Genomic DNA, 17,875 nt, shown 5'->3' with positions numbered 1-17,875 from the left:
TCCTTTTATTCATAGTACCATAGCTTTTTGGATTTTCCCAAAACTTGCGACTCTTCTAAACAAAAAGAATCTGTCCACTCATTCAAGTATATGAGTATGACAGATTCTTTTATTATTCATTATTAGTTAAACCAAGAAGATATAGTATCTTTTAAATTAGCAAAGAAGCTTTTCACACTCTCCCAGAAGCCTTTATCTTCCATAAGAGAGCCAAACTTTTCCTGAATCGTATTACTAATATCGTTTAATTGTTCAGACCATTTACTGAAATCAATATCCAGCTTACTGATTTTATCCATTAAATCTACAAGCAATTGACGGTCCTTTTCACTTAAATTGATTTCAAGCTTGTTTAATTGCTCTTGAACGATTTTTTCAACGTCTTCACGTGTAGCTGGCTTCAATTCAGCAATTTGTTTTTTAATTTCTGTTAATAATTCAGCTACCTTTGCATCATCCACACCTGCAGATTCAGCAATAGATGTCGCAACTGATAACTCCTCATTTGCTACATCTGTTCGTTCAATATCAAGCGTTTCACCTGTAGTGACCTCGTATGCCTTGTAAATACCTACTAACGCCGAATGCCCTGTTACCGCCTTAGGTGCAGCCACCTGTACTATAGCATCTTCAATCCCCGCCGTTAACATTGCATTCGCGTACATTTCAGATGTCACCTGTGTAATATTTGTTGGTGTGACAATTTCTATTACTAGACCTTCCCCTGCATCTCTTCGTGTAATTTTAGCAGAAGAATACATGCGGGAACTTGAATTACTATCTTTAATGTATTTAACTAAATCCTGACCTGATACCGTTATTTCTTCGATTTCCGGTTCTTCATTTACTTTCAATGATTTCTTTACTGACTCTTTTTCAGCTTCAGATAAATTTGCCCCATATACAATGATTGGTACGCCTAACTTCTCATCAATTGCTTTCGGAGGCGTATTATCAGATGCAAACCCTGTCGCTGGTGCCATCACACCAAATACCAACATAGTAGCTGTTAGTATTTTAATCCAAGTTTTTTTCAAATCGTGTGACCCCTTTCGATAAAACCTCATAATTAGCCTGTATAATGTATACCACTATACAGTTATTAGTACGTAAAAAAGAAGAGAAGGTTTCAAGGATGTCTCTTGTCGCTATTTTTTGGTTTATTTTTAAACGTTCACTAGACTTCCTCAGTCCAGCCGTCCTGTTGCTTCACTTTACCAGCTTTCATCAATGTTCCTAAGGCACGTTTAAAGGCACCCTTACTCATATGAAACATTTCTTGAATTTCTTCAGGAGAGGATTTATCGCCAAATGGCATTTTGCCCCCAACATCCTGTAGATAGCTCAAAATTTGCTGCGCATCATCGGAAAGGCGCTCGTGTTTTCTCGGCAAAAGAGAACCGTTCATGGAACCATCTTCTTTTACATCAATAATTCGAACTACTACATCTTGTCCCAAGCGTGGCTCCACATTGAGCTCTGATTCATGCACAAAAATACGATATGGATGTTCTACACCTAGCAAAAACGAGCCAACTGGTAACAAACGATATGGACGTGCCTGAATGTTTTTATTATGCAAATCTTCAAATGCACCTTCATATAGCTCAGAAATCTTTTCTTCTGTTGCTAATCGTCCAAATAAATCACCGTTACGATCTGTGCGTAGTGTCATAAATAAATGATCACCTGAAACCGGCCACACCTCTTTTAATGGTGGTAAATCCTCTGCTTTTACTAATACTTCACGGGAGGAACCAATATCTACATAAGCCCCTTCACGTTCTACTACTTTTAGCACTCTTGCCCAACCATATTCTCCTTGTGTAAAAGCTGGGATAGCTGTTGTAGCAGCCAGATCCCCTCGTCGATCTACAAATAAAAATACTTCAAGGCGATCACCTACTGTTAGCGGCTCTGTTACCTCTGAAGCATTTAAAGGAAGTTCTTCAACTCCATTTGTTAAAATCCATTTTGATGTTTGTTGCTCTAATACCGTTAATGTAACGACTTCACCTGATTTTAATGCGTCCATATTGTCTCCCTTTCCTTCACACCATCATTTTATAGATTGTGCTGTGTCTTTGATGCCTCTAATTTTTTCACGATGTCTGGATTCTCTTCCATTACTTGCACAAGGTCTGCTATACGATCGATTGAATTCCAACTTAAATGATGCTCTATTCCTTCAACATCATTATATATTCGCTCTTCATCCACACCAATCATTCGTAAAAACTGCTCGAGCAATTCATGGCGCTGCACAAGACGCTTTCCAAGCTTTTCGCCTTTCGGCGTCAATGTCAGTCCACGGTATTTTTCATAAACTAAATAACCATCTTTATCTAATTTTTGAACCATTTTTGTAACAGAAGAAGGAAGAACAGATAATGCTTCAGCAATGTCAGACACTCGCGCATATCCTTTGTTAGCGATTAGTAAATAAATTTGTTCGATATGGTCCTCCATACTAGGTGTTGGCATATCTTTTTCCCTCTCTTTCCTTTTCTTACTCTCTAGTTTACTACAAGCTTGGCTTAAAAGTTAACTGAAAATACATATGCCAGAAAATCACTACCTGTACAACTTAAAAAGAGCCTCTTCATTTAAGAAGTAGGCTCCACTTTGTGTCGAGGATACTTATTTACCACATGTAACGCGTGAATAATCTCTTTGTTAATGCGCTCAATACTTTCAGGAGTATTCATTTCCTTAAATGCCGCGTCTCTAGCTTCCATAGATGTAACATACTTACTCGGCAATGCATTTAGTGTAAGTGCCACCGTGTCTAGTTCACAGATTTCGCATTTACAAAATGTTTGATATTCCGGTCCTCGTAGTAAAAAGCTTACTAAACCACGCACAATCTCTTCTGTAACGTTTACTAAAATAGGATCTGACTTATTCAAACTTTCGCCTCATTTATATTGAATGGTTACATTACTCCTGAAACTATAATAGCTTTTAAAAAGTTCTTTTTCAAGAATCACTAGTAGCATCTATTCGCACAAAATTAGTAGTGTCAAAGTAAGATTAATCTCCTACTTTTTACAGTAAAATCACATCTTACCTACTACTTTTTTGCTTTTATTAGTCTTAATGAATTAAAAACAACTAATAAGGTTGCACCCATATCTGCAAAAATTGCTATCCATAATGTCAGCCATCCTGGGATAACTAGCAATAACGCAATTAATTTTAAGGCTAGGGCAAAAATAATATTTTCTTTAATAATGCGTAGTGTTTTTCTGCTTAACCCAATTGTGTATGGGAGCTTTGTTAAATCGTCACCCATTAAGGCAATATCAGCTGTCTCAAGGGCTGCATCTGTGCCTGCTCCTCCCATTGCAATTCCCACATTTGCAGTGGCCAATGCTGGCGCATCATTAACGCCATCCCCAACCATTGCTACGGCTCCAAACTGTGCACGTAAATCTTTAATCGCCATTAATTTTTCCTCTGGTAATAAACCAGCACGCACATCTGTTACCTGTAATGATGTAGCAATTGCCTTAGCAGTAGGCTCTGCATCTCCTGTTAACATCACCATATGCTTTACTTTTAGGGCATTAAGTTTTTTCAATACATCCTTACTTTCATGACGCAATTGATCAGCAATCCCAATTAATCCAATGAGTTGGCTTTTCGAAACTGCTGCTACTACTGTCTTACCCTGTTCCTGTAGTTTTTTAACCTGATTTTCTATATTTTTATCGATAGAAGCTAATGTGGATACCCACTTCATGCTACCTACGTAAATAATCTGCTGATCGACCGTTGCAAAGGCTCCATTGCCTGTGACTGATTGGAATTCTGTAGGCACTAGCTCAAATAAATTTTTATCGTGTAATCTATTTAATATAGCTTTTGCCAAAGGGTGCTGGGACTGTTTTTCTACTGCTGCTACTAGTTGTAAAACATAGTCCTCTGACCAACCATCCATTGTCACTATATCCGTAACGGCTGGCTGTCCTTCGGTTAATGTACCTGTTTTATCAAAGGCTACCGCTTCAATATGTCCTAATTGTTCTAAATGAATCCCGCCTTTAATAAGTACACCTTGTCTTGCAGCATTCCCAATCGCAGTGACTATAGCCACCGGTGTAGAAACAACGAGTGCACAAGGACATCCTACCACTAACACCGCTAAGCCTTGGTAAATCCAGTGCTGCCAATCGCCTATAAATAAAGGTGGAATAACAGCTACTAAAAAAGCAACAATTATAATAGCTGGTGTGTAATACTTGGCAAAGCGATCTACAAATTGCTGAGAAGGTGCTTTTTCTGCCTGTGCTTCTTCTACAAGATGAATGATCTTAGCAATTGTTGTATCTTCTACTCGCTTTGTCACGCGAACTTCAAGCGCACCCTCTTCATTTAATGTACCTGCGAATACTTCATCATTCACTGTTTTATTCACCGGAATGGACTCACCTGTTATAGCAGCTTGATTCACTGCAGATAGCCCGCTAATGACAATGCCATCCATCGCAATCTTTTGCCCAGGCTTTACAAGTAAAATATCCCCTATCTCGATATCTTCCGTCGGCAGTTCAAGCTCATGAAAATGCTCGCCATGTGCTCTTTTAATAATAGCTGTTGGTGGAGCGATATCCATTAACCCTCGAATAGATTGTCTTGCCTTATCCATAGAGTAAGCTTCAAGTGCTTCACTTACCGCAAATAGAAAGACTACAACTGCCGCTTCTTCCCATTCCCCAATAATAGCAGCTCCAATAATAGCGATTGTCATAAGGGTCTTCATATCGAATTCAAAGCGAGCTAAATTACGGAAGCCCGTTTTAAAAATACCAATTCCCCCTACAAGAATAGCTATGATGAACATGGCTATTGGGATCGGGTTTGTTTCTCCCTGCATAGAAACAAATAAATATCCTAGAATGACAAAGAACAAAGATATCCCTGCCAAAATATTTTCTTTTTTACGGTAAAAAGGTGTAGATTTTTCAACTGTTCTCACTGCTGATTGCGACACCTTGATCCCATCAAAGGCACCTGCTTCTTCAATTTGATTCACACTAATATTGCCGACTACCGTTATTTTAGAAGCACCAAAGTTGACTTGTGCATCCTCCACCTCAGGAATAGCCTTTACATTTTTCTCAAACTTCGCTGCACAGCTAGCACAGGAAAGATTTTGCAATCTGTATTCTTGTTTAGTTGGCGTCGCTACCATTCGCAATCCCCTCTTTCGCATGTTCATAGGCAATTGTTACAATTTGAAATACATGCTCATCCGCTAAAGAGTAATACATCTGCTTCCCTTTGCGGTGTGACTTTGCTAAATTATTATCTTTTAAATAACGTAAATGATGTGATGCTGTTGCGACTGACGAGCCAATAATCGATGCTACATCACAAACACATAATTCATCCTCTACCGTTAAAGCAAATGCGATTTTAAGCCTTGTTTCATCAGATAATGCTTTTAAAAACTTTGCTACCCCTGATAGATCAGGCATTTGTTGTTGTACCTTAATGACTGCTTCTTCATGTACTTGCGTCACCTCACAAATTTCTTTTGGCATTGTACCTCACCTCATTCAAATATTCGTTTGATTGTATTCAATGTAACATATTATTCCATCTTATTCAAATGAATATTTGAATGTTGTGATTTATATCCTAGTAAAAAAAATTAACGTACTTTAAAACAGTACGCTAATCTTTTTTGTTACTTCGCTTTTAATTTTAATGTTTTACCTTTAATATCTTCCTGTTTTACAAAAGTTTGATGATAATCACCATTTGCCCAATCAAGTACTTGGTCTTGGTACCAATCAGACTTAACATGACCACTTTGACCAGGTCCAACAATATGATAGCCTGAAGTTAAATCACCCACATCCACAACAAAACGCCAAGAAGCACCATGATCCACATTGCCAGAAAGATCATTATCAGCGGCCTGTACCGTCACTTTGGAGCCTCCAATTGGAACCTTTTTAGCATTAAAATAGGCAGCTAAAATTGGAGAAGCACTACCTAAAGTATGATTAAAAGTGAGTTGGTGGAAATCACCCCATTGCCACTTGGATGCATTTTTACCAAATTGATCTTCTAATTGTGCAATGGTAAGTTCAAGTGCCTTGTAAACTGTTGCATCAACTCCACCTTGCTCTTCTATCCAAATACTCTTTCCCCCTGCATAGGCAGTGCGTAAAAGCTGGTCTGTAATATTAAATTTACCATGCATAATGTCGTACATATCTGCAGGCATTTGATCTTTAAACAACACTTCCTGTAATTTGGTCATTAGCGTATGGAATACGAGTGGTGCTCCTGATTCCTTAGCATCCACCATATCCCAATTCTCCAGCATGGTAATAATCTCTGCGTACTTACCATCCTGATCTTGCGCTTTCATAGATGTTAATAAACTAGGAAGGAATTCCCTTGCATAGAGATTATGTTGATCCATTTGCAAGTTCATCATATCCTCTACCGTTATCGAATCATTCGCCTCAAGTACTTCTTTAATTCGTTCAAAACGGTAAGGCTGAGCCCAGAAATCTGTAATGTGATAAGGATATTCTTCTCCTACTACTTGATTATTGGCGGTCGCAATAAAGCCTTCCTCTGGATTCACTATTGTTGGTAGCTCATCCCATGGAATAAAACCATCCCAACCATAGTCACTAGAATCACCTGGAACTGGCAATTGACCATCACCTTGCTTACGAATAGGAATTTGACCATTTGCTTTATAAGCAATTGTGCCATCCTTCGAGGCAAAAACGAAGTTCTGTGCAGGTGCTTTAAAGTCTTCTAAAGCTTTTTCAAAGTCATCCCAAGATTTCGCCTTATTAAAACCAATTACTGCACGCAATTCTGCAGTTGATTGAAGCGCTGTCCACTGCATGGAAAATTGTGCAGTTGGCTCAGTATCTTTGAATGCTAGATCCGTCATAATTGGACCATGGCGTGTCACCACCACTTCAAAGTCTACGGTTTCCCCGTCCTTCACCTTAATAGATTCATCACGAACCTCGGCCTGCTCCCACTTTCCATCGTAGCGGTATTGCGTTGGATTATCGGGATTAGGTATTTCAATATATAAATCTTGTACATCTGGGCCAACATTCGTCACACCCCATGCTATATCATCATTATGACCTAAAATAATACCTGGGATTCCTGCAAAAATGACACCACTAACATTTTGTTGTGGAGATTGCAGATGCATCTGATACCAAATAGATGGAGTACTTAATCCTAGGTGAGGATCATCCGCCAAAATAGGTGTACCTGATTTAGTTTTATCACCAGAAACAACCCAGTTATTACTGCCGTTAAATTCATTAGGCAATAGATCTGCATTAAATTGTCCTGCTACCACTACAGGATTTTTAATATTTGCCTCGATAATAGAAGAGGCATTTTCAGGATATTTAATAAATAATTCTTTCGCCTTTTCTTCATCAAAATTTTGTAAAGCCCAGTGACGGAAGGCAAGTGTATTCCAATTCCCTCCCAAATCATATGCCATATACTTCCCAATCGTTAAAGAATCCACGACTGTCCATTCCTCTGGCTCGTAGCCCAATAATGAAAATTCGTAGCTTAAAGTTTTATTTTCCTTAGCTTGCGCAATAAATGCATTTACCCCTTCTGCATACCACTCCAGTACTTGCTTGCTTTCCTCATCATAGGCTGCGAGTGATTTCTCAGCGGCATCACGTAAGCTAAATGTACGAAAGTGTTTGTCCGTATTTATCGTTGCTTCCCCAATAATTTCTGATAATCGACCACTCGCCTGTCTTCGCGCTAAATCCATTTGGAATAATCGATCTTGTGCCTGAACATAACCTTGTGCACGATATAAATCAGCATCTGTCTTTGCAAAAATATGAGGAACCCCTTTGTCATCCCTTGTAACCGACACATCCTGCTCTAAAATATTGACAGCCAATTCATCATCAATCATCGGCTTAGATTTATTCATAAACCATGTAAATCCGATAAAAGCTACGATAGCTAAAGTCGCTACGATTCCAGTAAGGACGATGAGCCACTTTCTCCATTTGAACTTTCTCTTTTCCACCTCATTACCCCCTCTGTGCACTATATTCTTTACTACCTCTTAAAATCCTTAAAACAAGGACTAAAAGATTACTCCGAGCGAATATCCGTGTTTTATGTAAGTAAATCCATCTTTAAATACAGAATTTTGTCATCATTCGCTATTAGATTAGTATAAACAATTGGCTATTCGAAGGCTACAAAGCATTGTTAAAAAACGAATTTCATAGATAAATGGCTTTCCTTTAATTAGTTTTCCTTTTTTGAATGAATTACTTAATTCTATTATTATTTCAAAAATAAAAAAAACGTATTTTCCAAATAGAAAATACGTTTTTTAATGCTAGACATGTAGTTGTAATTCAATGGGACAATGGTCGCTGCCCATGATGTGTGGGTGAATAGTCGCTTGATCAATTTGATTTTTTAATTGCTCCGAAACAATAAAGTAGTCGATGCGCCAACCAATATTTCGTTCCCGTACTTTATTCATATAGGACCACCATGTAAAATGGTCAGTTTCATTAGGATGCTTGTATCTGAAAGAATCTACAAAACCACTGGCTAAAAGCTCCGAAAATTTCGCACGCTCCTCATATGTAAATCCGGAATTTCCCATATTCGATTTAGCATTTTTCAAATCTATTTCAGTGTGTGCAACATTTAGATCACCACAATAGACAACAGGCTTCTTGGCATTCAGGTCTTGTAAATAGCTGGCTAAATGATCTTCCCAAGTTAGACGAAGTGGTAATCTTGCTAGATCTCGCTGTGCATTGGGGGTATAAACATTTACTAAATAGAAATCTTGATATTCTAAAGTAATAATTCTACCCTCATCCTGAGAGTCTTCATTGCCAACTCCATACTTAACAGACAATGGTCTATGCTTTGTAAATATAGCCGTTCCCGAGTAGCCTTTCTTTTGAGCATAGTTCCAATATTGTTCATAACCATCTAGTGCAAGCTCTACTTGTCCCGCCTGACATTTCGTTTCCTGGATACAAAAAAAATCTGCCTCTATTTGATGAAAGAAATCTAGAAAGCCTTTCCCCAGACAAGCTCTAATTCCATTAACATTCCATGATATAAATTTCATCTCATTCTCACTCCTTAAAAAAACGCCCTTCGACTCAAGCGAAGAGCGTCACATTATAGATCATCACCAACAATTTTAACTTCCGTTTCTAACTCAATACCAAATTTTTCTTTCACAATCCGCTGTACCATTTGAATAGTTGCAATATAATCAGAAGCAGTAGCATTTCCTTTATTGACAATAAAACCAGCATGCTTCGTAGAGACCTCTGCCCCGCCTACCCCTTTGCCTTGTAAGCCACTATCTTGAATAAGCTTACCTGCAAAATGACCTGGTGGGCGTTTAAAAACACTTCCCGCAGATGGATATTCTAATGGTTGCTTAGATTCTCGCTGAAATGTTAAGTCAGCAATCTTCGCATCAATTAGCTCCTGTACGCCAGGAGCTAATTGAAACTCAGAGGATAACACGTAATAGCCTTTCTTCGCAATAACGCTTTTACGATAACCAAGCTCAAGCTCTTCCTTTGACAAGGTTAAAATTTCTCCCTCTTTTGTTAACACTTTAGATGAAACTATTATATCTTTAATCTCACCGCCATAAGCACCTGCGTTCATAGCCATTGCACCACCAATTGATCCAGGGATACCACAGGCAAACTCGAAGCCTGTTAAAGATGCTTTTGCAGATAGTTTCGACACATCTTTAATCAACGCTCCACCTTGGGCATAAACATGTTCACCATTAATACGAATCTCATCTAAATTTGAAAATGTTACAACGATTCCTCTATGACCACCATCACGAACAACCATATTAGATCCGTTACCTAACATTAATAAAGGAATATTATTTATATATGCATAGCGAATTACAAATGCTGCTGCTTCTTCTGTATCAGGAAGAACAAAAACATCTGCTTTGCCACCTAATTTTGTCATTGTATATTGTTGTAATGATTCATCTAACTTAATATTGGCAGGATTAATGCTCTTCGCTAAATCCTTTGCCCATTGTTGTTTTGTCATGAGAGCTAATTCCTTTCTAACGTCCTTCTTACTCTACACCAGTATGGATTTAGAACCCCAATTTGACAAGTAAAATGAAGGGTATTTTTATCACACATAAAAAGACAGGTAAGTCCTGTGCAGAGATGATGAATATTATAAAGAAAATTGACAGTCATTCCAAGTGTCGTTTTTGGCACAATACTACCTAAAGAACAAGCCATGCACTTTAAAGCCAGCTACTTGCCCATGTTTCAATATTACGGATAGCGCCCTCTAGTGCTTGCCCTTTATCTGTTAATGAATATTCAACTCGTACTGGGACCTCAGAATACACTTTACGTTCAACAAGTCCTTCTTTTTCCAATTCCTTTAAACGTTCTGATAATAAACGCCCACTAACAGGTAATGCAGACTCTATTTCATTAAAACGCTGTGGTCCATCTAATAATTGATATAATATTAAACCCGTCCATCGTTTTCCGATTAAATCCATTGCTTTAGCTAAACGAGGACATAAAGTTGTCTCATTCATATTTCTTCACCTCTATGTAACTATTGTAACGATTATTGCAGGGAATGTAAATTTAGAGTAACTTATTTACATAACATAATTAATATACTTTTATACACTTAATTACAAATAGTAACTTTGATTTTCAGTCTTTTTCAAATACGGTGGAAACTTCCATCGTTAACCATCCGTCCTCCTAATAATAAAATGCCCTATACATCAGTAATATGACTAACTATTTATTTTAAGTCTTGTAAATGTTCACAGTTTAAACTTTTATTAGTGATTATCCTTTCCTATTTATGAAAAACCCATTGAATATGGTAATTGTTTACTTTATTATTCGTTGTAGAATGCTGTTTTAGGGGGTTTTCAAATGAAAAAATACACTATTGATATCAGTCATTCCACACTAAGTTTTTCTGTACGACATATGATGATATCTAGAATTCACGGTACTTTCGAATCGTACAATGCTGAAATTGCTGCAGCCAATATTGAGCAAATGCAGGATGCAAGTATCTCTATTACCATTGCAGTGGCTAGTGTATCCACAAAAAATCATGACCGTGATGTACACCTTGTTTCTCCAGATTTTTTTGATGCAGACATCTATCCAAAAATAGTTTTTACCTCTACATATATTGATACACAAGATGATAAAACTTTTTTGATACATGGGGATTTAACGATTAAAAACATAACAAAACCTATCGTATTTACAACAGTATATACAGGAAACGGTGTTAACCCTTGGGCACAAGAAGTATATGGTTTTCAGGCAAAGGCACAAATTGATCGTCGCGATTTTAATTTAGTCTATAATACAATTTTAGAAACAGGCGGCGTATTAATCAGTGATGAGATTGACATTGTGGTAGATGTCGAGTTAAGCCCCCTTTAGCTATTGATTTACCCTTAAGGAAAGAGGAAACTTTAAATGCTATGGTTTGATAACGGAATTACATTTGAATCGAGCTTTATTACAATGGTCTTTTTTATTGTTTTTGGTAGCATCGCCTTCAGCCTTATTAAAGCTATTGTCATTTGGTCTAAAAACAACCACTCACAAACCTTAACTGTACCCGCTAAGGTTGTGACAAAACGCACGAATATTCGGGGAGGCTCTAATAATACTGCGGCATATACTTCCTATTTCATCACATTTGAAGAACGAAATGGGGAGCGTCAGGAATTAAAAGTGAATGGTCGTGATTTTGGACAGCTAGTAGAAGGTGACATTGGTCTTCTAACGTATCAGGGCACACGTTTTCATACATTCGAAAGACAATAAAGGGAGAGTAGCGATTTAATCGTACTCTCCCTTTTAGTTTTATTTAATTAAATATTTTGCAAATCCTGCCTCTGTATCTTCTAAATATTCAATGTTGCTATCTGCTGAGATAAATTTTTGTGCATCTTTCGCAGATAGATAAACAACTTTCGTCTTGGCTGGGAATGGTACAAATGACCAGTTATTATCCGCAGCAGGGTTAATTGTTTTATTTGCCATAATATAATCAACTACAGCTTGACGATTTTCATATGCATAGTTAGTTATATTCGAACCGTCCGTATTTTTAAATGTCGCTCCATACGAACCACCAACACGATAATTATTTGTAATGATAATGAATTCTTGTTTTAAATCAATTGGTTTACCATTATACTGTACGTTTTTAATACGGTTCGCCTTTTCATCAACAAGATTACCACGTCGGTCATATTTAGATGGAGATGTCACATCAATTTGATAGGTTAAGCCATCTAATACGTCAAAATTATAGGAGCGTGCTTCTGAATCAATGATATTTTGCTCTTCCGTCTTATTCGGATCAATCGTTGCAAAAATACCTGCAGCCATCTCTAACCACTCAACGGCTTGTGCACCTGTTACTTTAATTGTTGCTACAGTATTATCGTAATGATAAATGTCCGCCATATTTTTGATGGCAAGTGGACCAACTGGAATGTTTGTATAATCTAATGGATTATTTCGTGAACCTGCTTTAAAAGGAGCTCCAGCAGAGAGAATCGGAGTTTTTTCATCAGCCGTCCCCTTTAATTCCTGTTCAATAAACCATTTTTGTGCTTGTGTTACGATTTGAATAGAAGGATCATCTTGCACCATCGAGAAATAACTATGGATTGGCGCAGTTGTTTCACCAACAGGCTGGCGAATATAAGTTAAAGTGCCTTCATGTGCTTGTTTAACAGCTTCTAATACCATAGTGGATGGTTGTAAACCTTCTTGCTTGATTGATTGCAATGACCCACTACCATCTACTACAACCCACTCTGATCCTTGTTGTTCTAATTTTAGATCAATGACACCAAGATGGCTACCATAGCTACCTGCCATAACTGTTGGAACACCGTGAATCGTTCCCTTCTCTTGATCTACATCTTTCAAATCTTTGTAGTCACCTGGGAATGTTAAGTGAGAGTGCCCTGTAATCAAAGCATCAATTCCTTCAATTCCAGCTAGTTGATAGCCAACATTTTCAGCGCCTTCCACGTAAGTGTCCTCACCAATACCTGAATGGGAAAGAACAACAACTACGTCTGCTCCAGCCTTCTGCATTTCAGGTACTACTTCTTTTACTGCTTCAACAGGTTCTTGCATGTCAACTTTACCAGCTAAATGAATGGCATCCCATTCAACAATTTTTGTTGGTACAATCCCTGTCACACCAACTTTCAGTGTATGCTTCTTACCTGCATTGTCCACTACTTCTTTATCAAGAATGACATAAGGTGTAAACATACGCTTTTTTGTTTTAGCATCGTAAGTATTAGCATTTACGACTGGATATTTGGCATCATTTAAGACTTCAGTTAAGAAATCTAGACCATAGTTGAATTCATGGTTTCCTAAAGTTCCACCATCATATTTTAAAGCGTTAAGAGCTGCAATAGCCGGATGTACTTCCCCTGGCTTTAATACACTTTCTAACGCTTTATAAGAGCCGAGTGGCGTACCTTGAATTAAATCTCCATTATCGAATAGTAATGTGTTAGGGTTTTTAGTACGAGCTTGTTCAATTAATGTAGCTGTATTAGCTAAACCAACCTCAGATGATGGAGCATCTAAATAGTAATTATAATTAGCTAAATTTGTATGAATATCTGTAGTTCCTAAAATTTGAAGATCTACTGACACTCCATTAGATGGTGCCTTGTATTCTGCTATAAAGCGCTCTACAATACTTTCCATTTGCTCATGTGTTACATAGTCAAGAGGACGGATCGTATTATCCTCATACGCTTGAAGAATATTTGCTGCAACAGCATTAGCTAAATCTTGTTTATAAGCTTCAGCAATTTGATCAGCATCCTTAAATTGGTCTAAGACCGCAAGGGAAGCGTTTTCACTAACAAGTCCACGAGCAGATATAACAAATGCTTGTTGACGTGTTAATTTATCGTTTGGACCAAATGTAGTTGCTGTTTTTCCTTTTATAAGTTTTAACTGTACAGCCTTTTCTACATACGGTGCTAAATCCTTGGAGACATCCGTAAAAGTAAGGGAAGATCCATCACCTAATTCGACATCTAAGCTTTCTACTAATTCTTTTACATAATTAGCGCGTGTAACTTCATTGGAAGCAGCATTAGCAGTGAATCCAAATGGTATCAACGCGAATAAAACTAGTAGCATGGCTAAAAATTTAGTTATTAATTTCTTGTTCATACAACAACCTCCTTATTCATCTAGTATTTTCCTACAGATACTATTATATTAAACTAACTCTATTTTTTACTGAATAATTAGTCCTAATTATATGTATTTTTAAAAGAATGGGTTATTACTTTCCTATAAAATCACATTTTTCTATCATTTTTATTTTTATACCACCAATAGAATGTTAGGAAATGTAAATTCCGAATAAATAGTTAATACCAATATATCCGACTTCTATACCACAACATACCTCTGCTCGCAAAATAAAAAAAGACCTCTCAAATTCGAGAGGTCTTTTATTAAAAAATATTTTTTACGCGTTTACTGTTTGAAGTGATTGAGCTACTTTTTTCACTTCTTCTAGGCCATTTGCAATAATTTCTTGTGCTTTATCAGGTGATGCATTGTGACCTTCAATAATTACTTCTTCGATAATTTCCATACCGAACACACCGCCCGCTACATTTTTAATGTAGTTTACTGACATTTCCATCGGCTGTGTTTCTGGTAGTGAGTAGTAGCCACCACGAGCATTTAAAATAATCGCTTTTTTATCAGTCATTAAGCTAACCATTTGGCCATCTTCACCATATTTGAATGTGAAACCTGCTTGGTACACATAGTCAATAAATGTTTGTAAAGGTGCTGGAATAGTTAAGTTCCAAAGTGGGAAAGCAAATACTACTAAATCAGCTGCTGTTAATGCATCCATCGCTTTTTGTTTAGCAGCTAAAAGACGTGATTCGATGTCTGTTAACTCTCCACCATTTTGTACTTTACCAAATGCATTGAAAAGATCTTGCCCAAAGTATGGCATATCTTCTGCAAATACGTCAAAAGTTGTAACGTTTACACCTTGTACATTTTCCATAAATGTATCGTACATTTTTGTTGAAATACCGTCTGGACGGTTGTTTGCTTTTACTACTAAAACGTTCATTATATAAAATCTCCCTTATATCTCATAGTCTATTATCTCGAATTCAAGATATAAACTTATCTTAAAAAAATTCTTCTAAAAAGTCAACGATACTTTCCTCAGACTTTTGACTGAAATATTTGATAAAACTTTTAATTAAAACGAATAAAGAGGCTTGTTATGTCAAGCCCCTCAGTAATTAGAGTAATTTTAGCGCTATAATTTACAGTTATCATCTGTACAAACACCAACGTCACCCGTGCCAGCCATTTTTAGACCAGGTTGTAAGCCCTCTTCCTCAGCCACTTTACGTAGTGTATCTTCGAATACTTCTTGTGGCTGGGCACCAGAAATACCATATTTGCGGTTTAAGACAAAGAATGGTACCCCACGAACTCCAAGCTGCAATCCTTCTTGAATATCCGCTTCCACCTCATTTTTAAATTCATCCACAGCAAGAATTTTTGCCACTTCCGCGCGTTGCAATCCTACTTGTTCGGCTATATCTAGTAAAACATCTTCTTGTCCAATACGTTTTCCCTCTATAAAATGACTGTGCAGTAGAGCTTCAACTAATGCTGTAACATCTCCCTGCTGCTCAGCCCATTTAACAAGTCGATGTGCCTTTAACGTATTCTCTTCCATTAGATTACTAAAGTCATAGTTTAAGCCTACTTCTTTCGCACGGGCAGTAACGCCTAATGTCATTTCTTTAGCCTTTTCTAAAGTCATACCATATTTCTTCGCTAATGATTCATACACAGTAATATTCGAATCTACTGGGGTATTAGGATCAAGTTGATAACTTCTATAAACAAGCTCCACTTGCCCACCAAAGCCAGTATCTTCAATCGCTTGTTCTAATTGTTTTTTACCAATATAACAAAATGGACATACATAGTCAGACCATATTTCAATTTTCATTACTCACACTCTCCTTTTGATACATTGTAGCGATAGATTAAATCGCAAGGCAATTTTTATGCTTCATCGCATAAATTCTCCAATACATCTACATACTGAACATAAAAACATTGTGAGGTTTATCTATGACTCAATCTCTTTGGCTCGCTACTTCCGAATCTGTCTCACTATCTTCACTTACTTCATCAACAACATGTGATGTATGTATAGTCGGAGGAGGTTTAACCGGTCTTTATACAGCTTACGTCTTGGCAAAAGCAGGTGTTGATGTACTCTTACTTGAAGCGAACACCCATTTTGGTCATGGTACTACTGGCCACTCCACAGGTAAATTAACTGCCCAGCATAGTATCGTTTATGCTAACCTTTTAGAAAAACTATCCGTTGATGAGGCACAGCTCTATTACCAACTCAATCAACAAGCCATTGACAAGGCAACACAATTATTTCCCAAAGGTAGTGTAAAGCAAGTAGATTCACTATTGTATGCTCAAACAAAAGAAGGGTATGCGCAATTATTAAAAGAATGGAACGCTTATAAGGTGTTAAATATACAATCAAAAATCACCACAGAAACAGAGCTTCCCTTCCCCATTACAAAAGCTTTGTGTATGTCCAAGCAAGCTCAAATAAATCCTGTAGAGGTAAGTAATTTTCTTGCCAAAGAAGCACAGGCGATGGGAGCCAAGCTTTATACAAATACGAGAGTTCAGCAATTAAACATAGCTCAAAATAACTTACATACCGAAAAGAATATGTCGGTTCAATATAAGAAGCTTATTTTGTGTTCACATTACCCCATTGAGGCTTTTAAAGGACTAAAGCTGTTCAAACTGTCAAATAGTCGTTCTTACATGGTAGCTAGTAAAATTTCAGAAACGATGCAGGGGCAATATCTATCCGTTGATTTCCCTTCTCGTTCCATTCGCACAGCTACAATTAACAACGAGCATTTTTTAGTACTTGGTGGAGCGAATCACATCGCTGGGGAAACAGTCAATACTGAACCGTACTATGATGCCATTTCAAATGAAATGAAAGAACATTTTGAGCAAGAGCCCATTTATCGATGGTCTGCCCAGGATATCGAAACTCCTGACATCGTTCCTTATGTAGGAAGAATTACAAACTCATTGCCAAACGTATTCATTGCTACTGGCTATAGAAAGTGGGGCATTTCTAATTCCTTTGTTGCCGGTGACATTTTATCCAGCCTGATTACTGGATCAAGAAGTGAGGATGGTGCCATTGCACTCTATTCGCCATCACGTACAAAATTCGGTGCTCAGTTTATGCAAATGCTTAAAGTTGGCGGCTTTGTCGCAAAAGAATTTATTACTGGGTATATGAGACATGCCAGTGCTCCAACATGTACTCACTTGGGCTGTAAGACGAAATGGAATGAAGCGGATGAAACATGGGATTGTCCTTGCCATGGCTCCCGCTTCAATGCTCAAGGAGAAGTACTGGAAGGACCAGCAGTACAACCTTTGAATTTAGATTAAAAAAGAGGCTGTAGACAAACTCTCAATAAATTTTGAGTTTGCCTACAGTCTTTTTTTACAATGAAATAAAAGTAAAGCCGTTGATGTCCACTACGAGGGAAAGCTTTCCGCCAGCGCGGTTGCGCTTCGTTCCAATCAACTTTCTACATAAAAAACTCCTTTTTCATATGTTGATAAAAAGTAAAAAATCTATGCAAAGCGCAAAGGAAATGCATGGTCTGTGATGGACAACCTGTAGA

16 protein-coding genes are annotated in these 17,875 nt (G+C 37.5%); 3 read left to right on the top strand and 13 right to left on the bottom strand.

Translation table 11 applies throughout. The features are described from left to right. Window positions 1-122 precede the first annotated feature (122 nt). The 10 genes from B3D94_RS02625 to B3D94_RS02580 all read right to left on the bottom strand — a co-directional run bounded on the left by B3D94_RS02625 (window position 123) and on the right by B3D94_RS02580 (window position 10,624). Complete coding sequence (locus tag B3D94_RS02625) at window positions 123-1,037, bottom strand: DUF1002 domain-containing protein (protein WP_069482842.1); 915 nt, start codon at window positions 1,035-1,037, stop codon at window positions 123-125. A gap of 140 nt (window positions 1,038-1,177) precedes the next feature. Next, window positions 1,178-2,035, bottom strand: a complete 858-nt coding sequence (locus tag B3D94_RS02620) for a CvfB family protein (RefSeq protein WP_069482843.1) — start codon at window positions 2,033-2,035, stop codon at window positions 1,178-1,180. Between the two features lie 29 nt (window positions 2,036-2,064). Next, the gene (gene mntR, locus B3D94_RS02615; protein WP_008177112.1) at window positions 2,065-2,484 is read right to left on the bottom strand and encodes a transcriptional regulator MntR; all 420 of its coding nucleotides are present in this window, start codon (window positions 2,482-2,484) and stop codon (window positions 2,065-2,067) included. Window positions 2,485-2,606: 122 nt separating this feature from the next. After that, window positions 2,607-2,909 carry a late competence development ComFB family protein gene (locus B3D94_RS02610; RefSeq protein WP_069482844.1) on the bottom strand — a complete coding sequence of 101 codons (303 nt, stop codon included), beginning with the start codon at window positions 2,907-2,909 and terminating at the stop codon, window positions 2,607-2,609. 164 nt (window positions 2,910-3,073) lie between these two features. Then, on the bottom strand, window positions 3,074-5,197 hold the full coding sequence (locus B3D94_RS02605; protein ID WP_291754339.1) for a heavy metal translocating P-type ATPase: 2,124 nt from the start codon (window positions 5,195-5,197) through the stop codon (window positions 3,074-3,076). Next, a complete protein-coding gene (locus tag B3D94_RS02600; RefSeq protein WP_291754336.1) occupies window positions 5,178-5,549 on the bottom strand; it encodes an ArsR/SmtB family transcription factor in 372 nt (123 codons plus the stop codon). Before B3D94_RS02600 ends, B3D94_RS02605 begins: the two co-directional genes overlap by 20 nt. Before the next feature lie 146 nt (window positions 5,550-5,695). Beyond that, window positions 5,696-8,065: a penicillin acylase family protein gene (locus B3D94_RS02595; protein WP_291754333.1), complete on the bottom strand. Its 2,370-nt coding sequence runs from the start codon at window positions 8,063-8,065 to the stop codon at window positions 5,696-5,698. A 321-nt stretch (window positions 8,066-8,386) separates the two neighbouring features. Continuing rightward, the gene (locus B3D94_RS02590) at window positions 8,387-9,142 is read right to left on the bottom strand and encodes an exodeoxyribonuclease III (RefSeq protein WP_291754330.1); all 756 of its coding nucleotides are present in this window, start codon (window positions 9,140-9,142) and stop codon (window positions 8,387-8,389) included. Between the two features lie 53 nt (window positions 9,143-9,195). Next, complete coding sequence (gene murB / locus B3D94_RS02585) at window positions 9,196-10,110, bottom strand: UDP-N-acetylmuramate dehydrogenase (RefSeq protein ID WP_069482848.1); 915 nt, start codon at window positions 10,108-10,110, stop codon at window positions 9,196-9,198. A 208-nt stretch (window positions 10,111-10,318) separates the two neighbouring features. Next, window positions 10,319-10,624 carry a winged helix-turn-helix transcriptional regulator gene (locus B3D94_RS02580; protein WP_004231981.1) on the bottom strand — a complete coding sequence of 102 codons (306 nt, stop codon included), beginning with the start codon at window positions 10,622-10,624 and terminating at the stop codon, window positions 10,319-10,321. A gap of 355 nt (window positions 10,625-10,979) precedes the next feature. Between B3D94_RS02580 and B3D94_RS02575 the strand changes: the two genes are divergently transcribed. Beyond that, window positions 10,980-11,507 carry a YceI family protein gene (locus tag B3D94_RS02575; protein WP_069482849.1) on the top strand — a complete coding sequence of 176 codons (528 nt, stop codon included), beginning with the start codon at window positions 10,980-10,982 and terminating at the stop codon, window positions 11,505-11,507. A 36-nt stretch (window positions 11,508-11,543) separates the two neighbouring features. Further along, window positions 11,544-11,897, top strand: a complete 354-nt coding sequence (locus B3D94_RS02570) for a DUF2500 domain-containing protein (protein ID WP_069482850.1) — start codon at window positions 11,544-11,546, stop codon at window positions 11,895-11,897. A gap of 39 nt (window positions 11,898-11,936) precedes the next feature. Here B3D94_RS02570 and B3D94_RS02565 read toward each other — a convergent pair whose 3' ends face one another. The 3 genes from B3D94_RS02565 to B3D94_RS02555 all read right to left on the bottom strand — a co-directional run bounded on the left by B3D94_RS02565 (window position 11,937) and on the right by B3D94_RS02555 (window position 16,131). Continuing rightward, on the bottom strand, window positions 11,937-14,297 hold the full coding sequence (locus tag B3D94_RS02565; protein ID WP_069482851.1) for a bifunctional 2',3'-cyclic-nucleotide 2'-phosphodiesterase/3'-nucleotidase: 2,361 nt from the start codon (window positions 14,295-14,297) through the stop codon (window positions 11,937-11,939). 304 nt (window positions 14,298-14,601) lie between these two features. Next, window positions 14,602-15,228, bottom strand: coding sequence for an FMN-dependent NADH-azoreductase (locus tag B3D94_RS02560; RefSeq protein ID WP_036121103.1), 627 nt, complete (start codon window positions 15,226-15,228; stop codon window positions 14,602-14,604). A gap of 195 nt (window positions 15,229-15,423) precedes the next feature. After that, entirely contained in the window at window positions 15,424-16,131 is a 708-nt protein-coding gene (locus tag B3D94_RS02555; protein ID WP_291754310.1) for a DsbA family oxidoreductase, read from the bottom strand. Between the two features lie 125 nt (window positions 16,132-16,256). Here B3D94_RS02555 and B3D94_RS02550 point away from each other — a divergent pair, with 125 nt between their 5' ends. Continuing rightward, window positions 16,257-17,636, top strand: coding sequence for an FAD-dependent oxidoreductase (locus tag B3D94_RS02550; protein WP_069482853.1), 1,380 nt, complete (start codon window positions 16,257-16,259; stop codon window positions 17,634-17,636). Window positions 17,637-17,875 lie beyond the last annotated feature (239 nt).

Source organism: Lysinibacillus sp. UBA5990 (assembly GCF_002429815.1).
Taxonomy (GTDB): domain Bacteria; phylum Bacillota; class Bacilli; order Bacillales_A; family Planococcaceae; genus Lysinibacillus; species Lysinibacillus fusiformis.
Note: the sequence above shows the minus strand (reverse complement) of the source record. Positions and strands in the feature narration are given on the sequence as shown.